The sequence below is a fragment of the Cupriavidus phytohabitans genome, assembly GCF_000426345.1.
Classification (GTDB): Bacteria; Pseudomonadota; Gammaproteobacteria; order Burkholderiales; family Burkholderiaceae; genus Cupriavidus.
In genome coordinates this window covers 1-10,844 of record NZ_AUFE01000112.1, presented here as the reverse complement: position 1 = coordinate 10,844, position 10,844 = coordinate 1, and the positions used below count along the sequence as shown (strand labels likewise).

At 56.1% G+C, this 10,844-nt stretch carries 6 protein-coding genes and 3 pseudogenes; 6 read left to right on the top strand and 3 right to left on the bottom strand.

Annotated elements, in window-relative coordinates; translation table 11 throughout:
* Positions 1 to 322 (top strand): transposase (locus K309_RS0132200; protein WP_029050124.1); only part of this gene is annotated, 322 nt, incomplete at its 5' end.
* A gap of 2 nt (positions 323 to 324) precedes the next feature.
* Positions 325 to 423: pseudogene (locus K309_RS42175) on the top strand (ATPase); the annotation flags it as partial.
* Between the two features lie 38 nt (positions 424 to 461).
* Here K309_RS42175 and K309_RS0132190 read toward each other — a convergent pair.
* Entirely contained in the window at positions 462 to 647 is a 186-nt protein-coding gene (locus K309_RS0132190; RefSeq protein WP_029050123.1) for a hypothetical protein, read from the bottom strand.
* Here K309_RS0132190 and K309_RS38270 point away from each other — a divergent pair.
* Together K309_RS38270 and K309_RS38265 are read left to right on the top strand one after the other, a co-directional pair.
* Positions 646 to 2,365 (top strand): annotated as a pseudogene (locus K309_RS38270) (ATP-dependent helicase). The gene K309_RS0132190 and the pseudogene K309_RS38270 sit on opposite strands and share 2 nt — an antisense overlap.
* A 581-nt stretch (positions 2,366 to 2,946) precedes the next feature.
* On the top strand, positions 2,947 to 3,972 hold the full coding sequence (locus K309_RS38265) for a helix-turn-helix transcriptional regulator (protein ID WP_232232589.1): 1,026 nt from the start codon (positions 2,947 to 2,949) through the stop codon (positions 3,970 to 3,972).
* Between the two features lie 155 nt (positions 3,973 to 4,127).
* Here the strand turns inward: K309_RS38265 and K309_RS38260 are convergent, their stop codons facing one another.
* Positions 4,128 to 5,645 (bottom strand): replication initiation protein, encoded by a 1,518-nt coding sequence (locus tag K309_RS38260; protein WP_035878722.1) that lies wholly within the window; start codon positions 5,643 to 5,645, stop codon positions 4,128 to 4,130.
* A gap of 1,371 nt (positions 5,646 to 7,016) precedes the next feature.
* Here K309_RS38260 and K309_RS0132170 point away from each other — a divergent pair.
* Positions 7,017 to 8,228 carry a ParA family protein gene (locus tag K309_RS0132170; protein ID WP_029050122.1) on the top strand — a complete coding sequence of 404 codons (1,212 nt, stop codon included), beginning with the start codon at positions 7,017 to 7,019 and terminating at the stop codon, positions 8,226 to 8,228.
* The gene (locus K309_RS0132165; protein WP_029050121.1) at positions 8,225 to 9,196 is read left to right on the top strand and encodes a ParB/RepB/Spo0J family partition protein; all 972 of its coding nucleotides are present in this window, start codon (positions 8,225 to 8,227) and stop codon (positions 9,194 to 9,196) included. The genes K309_RS0132170 and K309_RS0132165 overlap by 4 nt, the downstream gene beginning before the upstream one ends.
* A gap of 1,400 nt (positions 9,197 to 10,596) precedes the next feature.
* On the opposite strand, the pseudogene K309_RS42680 reads toward K309_RS0132165, so the two are convergent.
* Positions 10,597 to 10,844: pseudogene (locus K309_RS42680) on the bottom strand (hypothetical protein); the annotation flags it as partial.

Sequence of the window (10,844 nt, the reverse complement as noted above, 5' to 3'; positions counted from 1 at the left end):
GTTGATGTTCAATCGAAAGAAGGCGGTGCATCTGATCGTGGACGGATTGCCTGCGCATAAGAAAGCCATCGTCAAGGACTACGTCGCCAGTACGGCGGGCAAACTGACCTTGCATTTCCTGCCCGGATACGCACCCGACCTCAATCCAGATGAGCTAGTTTGGAGTCACGTCAAGCGCAATGGCGCCGCCCGACGTCCTTTGCAAAAAGGCGAAAAGCTGGGCCCGCGAATTCACGAGCAGCTTGCCCAAATTGGACGCAACCCGAAGCTCGTGCGGTCGTTCTTCAGGCATCCATGTGTCCGCTATATTTCTGACTCATGAGTAACGACGAAGTCGCACGTTTCCTGCGCACCTTCCACCCTCTCGGCCTGCGCAGCTACATGACCCACCTGAAGCTGATGACCACCGTTCGTGGATTCTGAACCATAACGGCCGCCGGGTTAGCAGGCGGCCCTTGAATTCATCTCAACCGGTTAACCATCCAATGAGCTTGATATACGCCACCGTGGAATTTCAGACCGACCTCGATTCGTTCGGCGAAGGCATCGTAGTCGCACATGAGGAAAGGACCGGAAGTCTTGTGATCCGTGACGCTGACGGTGTCCACTGGCGCGGCGTCGACGATCATATCGTGGTGATCGACCATGCTCGATGAATTGAATCCAGCCCAGCGCGAAGTCGTGGAGTTGCGCCGCCATTGCGTCGCCGTGGCATGTCCAGGCGCAGGAAAGACCAAGACCATTGCCACGAAGGCGGCCATGCTGCTGGCGGAGTCGAAGGCAATCGTTGGCGCCGTAACCTTTAGCAAGGACGCCGCGGTGGAACTCCGAGAACGTATTCTTGCGCTCGCCGGCGCAGGTGCCAAGAAACGGTTGCTGGCAGGCACCTTCCATTCGCTTGCCTATAAGCAACTCGGCAAGGCGGATGGGCACGCGCCGGACATTGCAACCGACGGCGATCGTACTGGCCTGCTTATCCAGGTACTCTCCGACGTCGGGTTGGACTGGAAGGTTGATGATGCCATCGCCGCGATTGAGATCATCAAGACCAACTTCGGTAACGTTCAGGCCGGTACCGCAGAGGAACTGCTCTACCGCGGCTACCAAGATGCACTGGAGCGAAATGGGAAGATCGATTTCCAGGACATGCTTCGACTTGCAGTGGACGGCATGCAGCGCGGAACCATCTCGCCCTACCCCTTCACCTATCTGCTAGTCGACGAGTTTCAGGATACAGACCCACTACAGTACCAATGGATTGCGTTGCACGCCCAGGCCAGATCGATCGTGACGGTTGTAGGCGACGACGATCAGAGCATCTATGGCTTCCGGTCCGCGCTTGGCTTCCGGGGGATGGAGTCATTTATTCGTCAGTTTGATGCGCAGCCGGTGGTGCTAGGGAACAATTACCGCTGCCACGCAGAGATCCTTGACGCGGCCGACAGGATCATCCGGAATAACCGTGACAGGATCCCAAAGGAACTGGTTGCGCACAAGGGCCCCGGGGGGCGGATTCAGTTTCAGCGCTTCCCTGACGAGTATGCCGAGGCTGTCGCCGCGATAGAACATCTGGCGGGAGCGCTAAAGAACGGCCAATCGGCGGCTGTGCTTGCCCGTACGAACCGCATCCTAGATCCGGTCGAGGCCGTATGCCGTTCACACGGCGTCAAGAATTTTCGGGCGTCCGGCAAGTCGATTCTGAGCCGGCCGGAGGCTGCTCTCATGTGTAATCTTCTGGAACTGATCCAGAAGACGAAAAGCACTGGTGTGGATGCGCTTCTGTCATTTAAAGGGATTGGTACCCAAGAACTCCGGCTTCTCCACAGCAAAGGCCGTGCGAATACAGAGCAGCGGCAAAGAAAGGAGCTTTTGGAACTGGGCCTCTCGGAGGCGTCCACCGATCGCTATCGGGAACTCATGAAACGGCTTGCGGAGTGGCGATCGCTCTGCGACAGGCAATTCTACTCCCTGGTGCTGGAAGGTGCGCGAGTGGATGATGCAACATACCGACTCCGATCCTGCGCGTCGTGCCATTACCACGACCTATGACGTGCTATCCCAACTCAACGGTCCCTTCTCCGACCGCCTGGAGTTCCTGCGCCGCGACAACAATGAACCGGCGGCGGATGCGTTGATCCTGACAACCATGCACAGCTCCAAGGGGCTGGAGTGGGATCGGGTATGGATTATTCGGGCGGAGGAAACCGTTGTCCCTGATGAGAAGAGCACCGAATCGGAGGAGCGCCGCCTGTTCTATGTGGCGGTGACCAGAGCGCGGGAGGATCTGCGTCTGTCGATGGCGAAGAAGAATCCGACCTCTCGATTTGTGTTGGAGGCAGGTATTGATGCGGCGATCGCTACATGATGCCGCAAGAGACATGGCGCTGTGACCCAGTGTTTGCTGCCTGCAAACGGATGCTGCACAAGAAGGGGGACGTCCGACTTGCGCGCAAGAAATCCCGAGATCGATCTGCCAATGACTGCGCGACCGCTGATCGCCAATCCTCTACCTGTCCGCCGCGGCACAAGTGCGGCGTGGCCAGGCGGATTTCCAAGTAGGAGTGGATGAACTCGTAGGCATGGCGTATCCACAGGCGAAAAAAAACTGGAGTCCGCCAACTCCAGGTTTTTTCATCGGCATTAGCAAAAGAGGTCAAAAGCTTCGCCCCCCCTTAATCGATCTACAAGACGGATCGAGTGGTCGAAGCTCGCGCCTTCGCTGTCAATGTTTCCTTTCCAACTTTACGCTGATCGAAGATGAAATGTAGCTTCGACGGGCTTCCTATTGCCCCAAGAATAGCAAGGTGCGGCGGGACGTCGCATGCTCCCGACCCTGTCGCTACCGACGACCGGCAACCCAAGGCAGCCAGGCTCGATGCCGGCCGGCTGCCTGAGCGGATTCTTAGGGCAATCGCACTGGTCTACGAGTCCGATGGACTTCGGGCTTTGCACATCACGAATCGTCAGGTACTGGCCACGCTCGTCCGCTTCGCCTTGAACCAGCAGGATCCCTCCGCGCTCGCCTTCATAAGGAAGGCAACGATCGCGCAACATCTCGGGATCAGCGAGGCCACGGTCTATCGCGCGCTCGGCTCGCTTGAAGATGCCGGGCTTATTAAGCGGGAACGGCAGCAGCGCACCAGGGCGCAGCTCGAAGTTGTTGGGCGGATCGGGTTCTCCGCAAAATTACTCCGATGCATTGGGATCGCCAGTCCGCAGCTTCAGTCCTCTGTCCACGTTTCGGCCCGCTCTTATGATTCCGGGGCCTCTACACGTATCGCACCGGTGAGTGGCGTAAACAAGACCATGCAGTCTTCTACGAAGAAACATCCTGGGCCCGGATCCTTTGTGCTGATTGACGGTCGCGCGGTGCCTATGGACCTGGCGCCCCTGGTACGCGACCAAGCGCTAAGGATGTCCGCGCTGTTCCTTCTGATGAGGCTTGCGCGAACGGCGGGCCACCGATTGTCGAACGTCGTCTCGGCGGCTGGCAATGCGCTCACGGCGCTCCGGGGGCGAGAATTGTTCGCGTACCTCAAGTCGCTCCTCGAAAAGCCTGTTGACTATGGACATGTAGTCCGGACGCGGAAGCTCCGTGAAGACGAAGAGCGCGCAGCCGAGGCACTGGCCACGCGAGAGCGGCAGCAGATTGCAGAACTCGTCGAAAGATACCGAGGCAAACGGGTTTCAGCACCCGACGGATCGACCTATGAGGTCGATTCAGCGTCCATCGTGATCACCGACGCTAGCGGCCGCCGAAGTTCTTTGGCGCATGACCGGGCGCGCGCCTGGCTTGTCGAGATGGACGGAGTCGCGGTCGGGCGCGTCCCTGCCGTCATCGCCCAGCCGGCGCATGCGAGGCAGCCGTCGTCGGTGATCGCACACGCGGCTATTGAAGATATTCGCAGCCTGGTGCGCGGCAGACATGCGTCGCGTAAATTGGGCCCATTTTTTGCGCTCCATCGCGATTGAAGCCACTGCGGTATCTTATTTCCACACCTACCATTCAGGAGCGCATGGGAGTCCAGCCGAGTGATGCTTTTTTAGCATCCCGCCGTGGCAGGTGGCTCCTAAAGTCGTATTGCTTGGGCCGTAAGATTTACAATGAGCAGGGCTGGCGCCTGCTATTAAAGCAGGGGTTCCTGGTTTTTCGTGAGATTTCGTGCGGCTTTCCTGAGCTCACCTGCAACAAAGGAGCAGAACGTATTGGCGATGTTCGGCCGCTCCATGATGTTCGCTTCACTGACATCTGTCGCTTTGAGCCCTTGGCGCTCAATGGTTCGTATGCCGATGGTGTTCGAGGTGACAAATTTGCGGACAAGCTCCTCCCGAACCTTCTTCTCAGAACTAGCAAAGAATTCACGGGCCGCGCGCATTTCCGCCATTCTGCGTTGCTCGGCTGCTGCATCTGCGGCCGCAAGACTCGCCGCCACTGCCGTTTGCGCCGCCACCTTGGCTTCTGTCTCTGCAGCCGCCTTACCTGCTAGTTGAGCCTGAACTCGCTCGATTTCCTTGTCCGCTTCCGAAACGCGATAGTTGCCAGCAATAGCTTTCACCAAATAGCCCGATACTCGCCTTATTTTGTCACCCTCCCGGATGCGCCAGCGTGTGTACTCGATAGCCTGCTCAATTCGAGCGTCGGTCCAAATGTTACGGTTCTCCGCGATGCGTTCGAATTGGGCGTCGGAGAGTCCGAATTCTTCCTCAAGCATCTTGTAGAGCGCAACGGAATTGAGCATGGCCGCTTTTGACGCCAGTGCGCTGACCTTACGCTTCATGCTAAATCGAATCTGGTCCTTCTTTCGCGAACCAGGCGTTCCTGCCCGCGTCTCGTACGAAATTTCAATATCGGAAAATTCATTAATTTGGTTTACCGCAGGCTCGAGGTAGTCGCGCTTGAAGTATTTGAACTCGGCGTTGTTTGCCCAGGACTTGCCGGGCAAATTGCGAACGAGGTCAAGCGGCAACCAATCCGTCCTCTCGTCGGACACGTTTGGCAGAATATGGTCATAGATAGCTCTCGCGTAAATGAGCGTGAACTTCGACGTGACAAGGAGGCTGGTCCAGTATGAATTTTCTGGGTCCTTGATGAGTCGCTGAAGCTCGACAGGCACGCGAAATCGAATCCGGCCCTCCCTCACGCTGACGCGACCAATTAGCTCCAGCCAGTCGCCCTCCTCGTCCGAAACCCTCACGCTATCGACTTCGGAATCGTCGAAGTCGCTCTCCGCTTCGTCGCCGTCTTGTCGGGCGCTTGAATCTTCGAGCAGGCGCCCATTCGTATCGACCGATACGACAGGGGCGCTGGTAACTTCGAGCATGGACGACTTTACGCTGCGAACAACGCTTGAGAAGTGCTTCCTGTTTTTGCTGTCATAGCGCATCAGCCATTTGAAAAAGCTGAGCGTGACCTCATAGCTCTCCTTGACTTCAGCTTCCTGCGCGACAATGAAATAGGCAGCGTCAACGAATCGCCGAGCGGACATACCAAGGCCGATGATGCGTGCAAAGACCTTGTTCTTGTGGTAACCGATATCTTTGTCACCGGCGACCTCATCAATGGATTTTTGGACGGGCGACATCTCGACAAACAGGTCGAGCGCGTACTGCAGTGGGGTCACCCGCCTCTCTACGCTGCTTGGCATGCCGAGTTCCTGAGAGAGCAGCTTGTTAACGTTCTGAATTGCGGCAGACTTTAGCAGATGGAGGTGAGATGTCAATGGATATTGGTCTCACCTCGGATACTTTCCTGCACTAACACCCGTACAAAATCTCTCACCAAAGTACAAAATCTCTCACCATCGAGATCTCGCTGGGGGTCTCGTTTACCTGTTGAAAATCAAGTAGTTATTAAAGTTATCAACACTTCCACCACTACATCTCTCACCTTTGCACGATGAACGCCGCCTGTTCTCACCTCTATCCATCACAGCTCTAACTTTGGTCGCCCTGATCTATCACCTTCGGGAACAATTCCTCTCACCTAGACGGTCTTCGCGCCTCACTTTTAGACTCTAAGGGATTGTTTTATAAGGACTCTCTTCTATTAGGTTTGTTTGTTTGTTCGATTTTTATGTTTACAACAACCAACATACAAACACGGCGAGTCAGAAGATTTGCGCACAATAATACTCATGACTGCAGGTCCGAACAGCGGGCCTCTGTCGAGGCATCTTCACTCCTTCGTTGGAAGGTGAGAGATTTTGTACGGCAAGTCTCAACTAGCGTGACCCCGGCATGGGTCCCAGATTCGTGGAGGGGAAAATCCTTGTGACAGGTCTCTGCCAAGCCTGATGCTGTTCTTCCTGCGACCTTAAGGTGAGAGATTGTGGACGCTACCGGTTGACGTCCCTAGGCGAAGTACAAACTCTCTCACCTCTGCGGGAGAGGCACACATTTAGTGCCCTCTGGTCCAGCCGTTTTCAGGCGCTATCACGCGTGGCTCGACTTTCAAACAGCTTCTCCAGCTACGAAGGTGAGAGATTTTGTACTGCGCGCCACAGTGATGGGCCACAACCATCGCCTTGTGAATGGGTTCTCGCGCGCTGTGCTGGGAAATGCGTACAAAATCTCTCACCTTCGGCAAGTAACGTCCGTATTGCCAGTTAGAAGAGGAGCAAAGGCAAGTTATTGTACGCTAAATATGCTCAGAGAAGCATATTTAGATCATGAAGGAACAGAATCTCTCTGGTCATCGATTCTTTGTTGAGTGGTTTCTCAGAGTGTCGGTTCGTCCCAAAGGTGAGAGATTTTGTACCAAGAATCGAACAAAGGTGAGTTTCATCTTCATGGTCTCTCACCTTTTCGAATTCTGCCAGCCCTGTCAAAGGATCTCTTAGTACGCCCGCAGGTGGGGATTGGCGTTCACGGGAAAGACTATTGAAATCAGTGACTTGCGTTTGCTCAAGTTGGGTATTCTAGACATTCAGCTTGTGGACTGAATGACACAATAAGGAAGAAGTTTTCTTGCATTTGCTGTATTCTGCGCTTGTCCAATTTTCGGAAAAAGTGCAGCGATGGCAAACTTCAGTCAACCGATGCCAATGGACCCAACGGTCACTCTTGCAGAAATCAGCGACTTCGCTGATGTTGTGACTGACTACGCGGGCGAATTGCGCGATCAGATTCTTGCGCCACGTCCGCGTAAGACCGCTCCGGTGTTTACCACGTCCGAAATTGCTGAACTGTGTGGCCTGAGTCGCCAACAGGTTCTCCACATGGCAAAGAACGGTGATGGCGTCCTTCCAGAGGGTCAAATGACTTCGGCAGGGCGCGGTCGGACGTTTACCTTGGCCGAGGCGAGGAACTGGGTACAGCAAGTTTCTGACATTTATCAGACGCCGCTGGTTGCGGGGCCAACCGACTTCGAGGGAAAAATCATTATCACTTCCCAATTGAAGGGGGGGTCGGCCAAGACCACGACTACGATGTGCCTGGCACAAGGCCTTAGCTTGCGTGGGCGGAAGGTGCTTGTCGTCGACCTGGACCCGCAAGCATCGCTGTCAGAGCTTTGTGGACTTTATGCGGAAAAGGAAGTGTTTCCGGAAGACACCGTGCTGCCATTCATTTACGACCAGATGGTGGAGGGTGGGCTGGCCGATAAGGTTCAGTCGACTTATTGGGATGGCCTGGACCTTATTCCCGCGCATACTGAATTGGTGGGTGCCGAATATCACCTGCCCGCGATGCAGATGAAGCTGCCCGGTTTCAAGTTCTGGCAAGTCCTTCGCGAGGGGCTCAAGCCTCTACGAAAGCAATATGACTACATCATTCTGGACACCTCACCGTCCCTGTCCTACCTCAACTTGAATGCGTTGATGGCGGCCGACGCAATGGTCATGCCCATGGTGCCGGAGAACCTTGACTTCTTCAGTTCGCTTTCGTTTTGGCGGCTCTTTTCAGACGTCGCCAAGTCTTTCATGAAGTACGAAGCCGATAAGAAATACGATTTTGTCTCGGTGTTGTTGACGCGCGTAAGCTATGGTCCCACTTCTGCCGCTCCGGTGGTACGCACATGGGCGCAGGGCGCCTATCGTCATTGGCTCGCGCCGTTTGAAGTACCTGCAAGTTCAGTGATGAGTTCGGGGGCGCTTGCGTTTACGACAGTCTTCGATATCAGCAGCTCGCATAGCCAAGCGAAGTCCTTGCAGCGGGTTCGCCAACCACTCGTCGACTACTGCCGGTGGGTTGACGACCTGTTTGTGAAGCAGTGGAGGTCAGCACAGTGAGCAATATTCGCGAACAAATGCTTGCCAAGACGGCGGGCATCCGCTCGACCGCGGACCGGAAGCCCGACGCAACTCGCCGAACCAATCGCACGGAAACGGCTCCAGGTATGGCTGGAGCGTTGGCCACCGCGCAACTGCGAGTACAAGAACTTGAGGCAAGCGGCTTGCAGTCAGAGCTGCCGGTTACGGAGATCGTGCCGAACCCATGGCAACCGCGACGCGTCTTTAATGAACTTAAGCTGTCGGAACTAGCAGAGTCCATCCGGGAGGTCGGCCTCTTGCAGCCCATCGTTGTACGCCGTGTGGACTCGGGTTATCAGCTCGTTGCCGGCGAGCGGCGGTGGCGCGCACACAAGATGCTGAGTCTCGACGACATCAAGGCGGTGGTTGTCGACTGCTCGGACGCGGACATGGCCGTTCTCGCCATGGTAGAGAACATCAGTCGCGACGACCTGTCCGACTATGAGATCAGTCTTTCGCTGCGACAGACAGAGAAGGAGTTTCCGTCTCGTTTGCGCTTAGCGGAGGCGCTGGGGATGTCTAAGACGGGTATTTACCGCTTCATGAGCTTCAGCGAACTGCCGGATTTCATTTTGAAGGATTTGGATCTTCAACCTCGTCTGCTTGGAGGAAACGCGGCAGAGGCAATCGTCACTACCCTCCGGAAGCATGGTGAGGCCGGAGTCACGGCGGCAAAGGAGATTTGGCCACTCGTTACCTCGGGCAACCTGGATCAGGGTAAGGTCGCGGCTGCAATCAAGGCCGTAGCCACGCGACGAGCAGCTTCAATCAGCTCTGCGCGGGAGCGCAGCATCGACAAGTATTTCTCCGGCAAGGAACAGGCGGGCTCCTTCACGAGGGACATCAACGGCTTCACGGTGAAGATTAGGGCTGGCGCGTGGACCGATGCGTTGGAGACCCAGATTCGCGAGTTGCTAAGTCAAGCGTTCCACAATCAGCCCAAGTGACTTGGTGCCATCCCCAACTGCCCGCCTCGAGCGGGCTTTTTTGTGCCTACTGGATAGCCTCGTGGTGTGTTTCCCTATTGGGAAATTTGGTGCCAAGGGTGCTCGTCGTGCGATCTCTATATTGATTTCCATTGAAGGCTGTTGGCCGTAAGGATTTCTGGCAAGCGTGGGCCGGGTTTTGGGCTCGAGCAAGAAAGGCAATGGTCCTTCCCGTCGCAAAAACTTCCCCATCGAGGAAACGACCTGCCAGGAGCGATCAGCTGCTGTGGAATTCCCTAGTAGGGAAACGTGGTTGCCGGAGATGGAGTTGGCGTTTCCGCTATACGGGGCTAACCTCGCGGCCATCGGTTCTCGACTGATTTGATTTCGACCGGCGCACGCGTAGACACTAGGTTGCTTTTCGTACTGGCTGCGCATGTAGCCGGGACTCACGGATGCTTGATGGTGGCAGCTCGTGGAGGAAGTGGGTGTCAGGCCTTGCCTCATCTACGTATGCGATGTCCTAGCCCTGCCGAGTTTGCGACCGGGAGAAGACGACTAGTGGATTGAAAGTACGGTGTGCCTGCGGGAAGTGCCTGGCAGCGGACCCTCGCCCGATGTTTAAGGTACTGCCTCGGCTTAACGATTGCGCCGGCTTGTTCGCGCCAACTCCCCTTACTCATCCTCTTGCTACCGGTCAAGCAAACCTGAAGAAGGACTTCCCTTTATATCGGAGCAGAGACGTTCGCTGTGTACGTCTCCAAATCATCGATCTCGGCTAATGCGTATGGCCGCTGCAGGAAGCGGCCGGAGGGAGAGTTGAGGTGGTGCTTCCGTACAACGGTCGCATCACAAATTTCCCTAGTAGGGAAACTAAAAGGGAAAGAAGATTGACTGACCTCCCGAGCCCAGCAGCCCGCACGCTATTTCGAGGGACGGCTCCCTGCCGGGATATCCAATCGCGGATGGCCACTTCGAGCAGGTCGTTTCCCTAATAGGGAAACTTAGCTCGAGAAAAACGGAACATTGCCCTCCGGCGCGAACCGATAGATGTCCAGGCTTGCCGTATTTCCCTACTAGGGAAACTTCCCAAGAAAGAGAAAGCTTTTCCCACTCTAGCTCGGCAGCCACCGACGACGATCTCGCTGTGGGCGAGCGCCGCAGAGCTGCTCGGCAGGCGCTTCGCATTGATGATGGCCTTGGGCAGGCCTCGGCTAGCTGAGCACATCCGAAAGCACGCTGCCAAATTGGTTGTTTCGAGGACATTCTAGATACGCAGACTCTGCTGGCAGTTTTCCCCACGAGTGCTTGCAGGTACGGATCAGATCGTGCCGTTTCTAACCCCAAGTTCCCCAGCCGCCTGGGCGAGTTTCCCCTTGTGCGACGGGCACTTGGCGTGATTCCTTGGTTCCGGTTTCTGTCTACACGCGGATTTGCTGAAGCAACTCCAGAGCCTGCTTCTGTTTCGCGTTGGCGGTGGTGACGAGCTCGAACGTCGGCGCCTCAGCGTCGGCGCTGGGTGTGCGGCAGGTGTTGCGCACGATCGTGGCGAGTTCGGCCATCAGGCTCGAGAAGCTGTGCACGGGTGTGCCGTCGTCAAGCGTGTGGCGCGCCGCCTTGGCCAGCGCTGCCGCAGAGCGCACGGCAGGCGCCACAGGATCACGCGTGG

Coding starts and splice junctions, on each gene's coding strand:
- K309_RS0132190 (WP_029050123.1), bottom strand. CDS start 647: ATGGTCGATCACCACGATATGATCGTCGACGCCGCGCCAGTGGACACC.
- K309_RS38260 (WP_035878722.1), bottom strand. CDS start 5,645: ATGCCAAGCAGCGTAGAGAGGCGGGTGACCCCACTGCAGTACGCGCTC.
- K309_RS0132170 (WP_029050122.1), top strand. CDS start 7,017: ATGGCAAACTTCAGTCAACCGATGCCAATGGACCCAACGGTCACTCTT.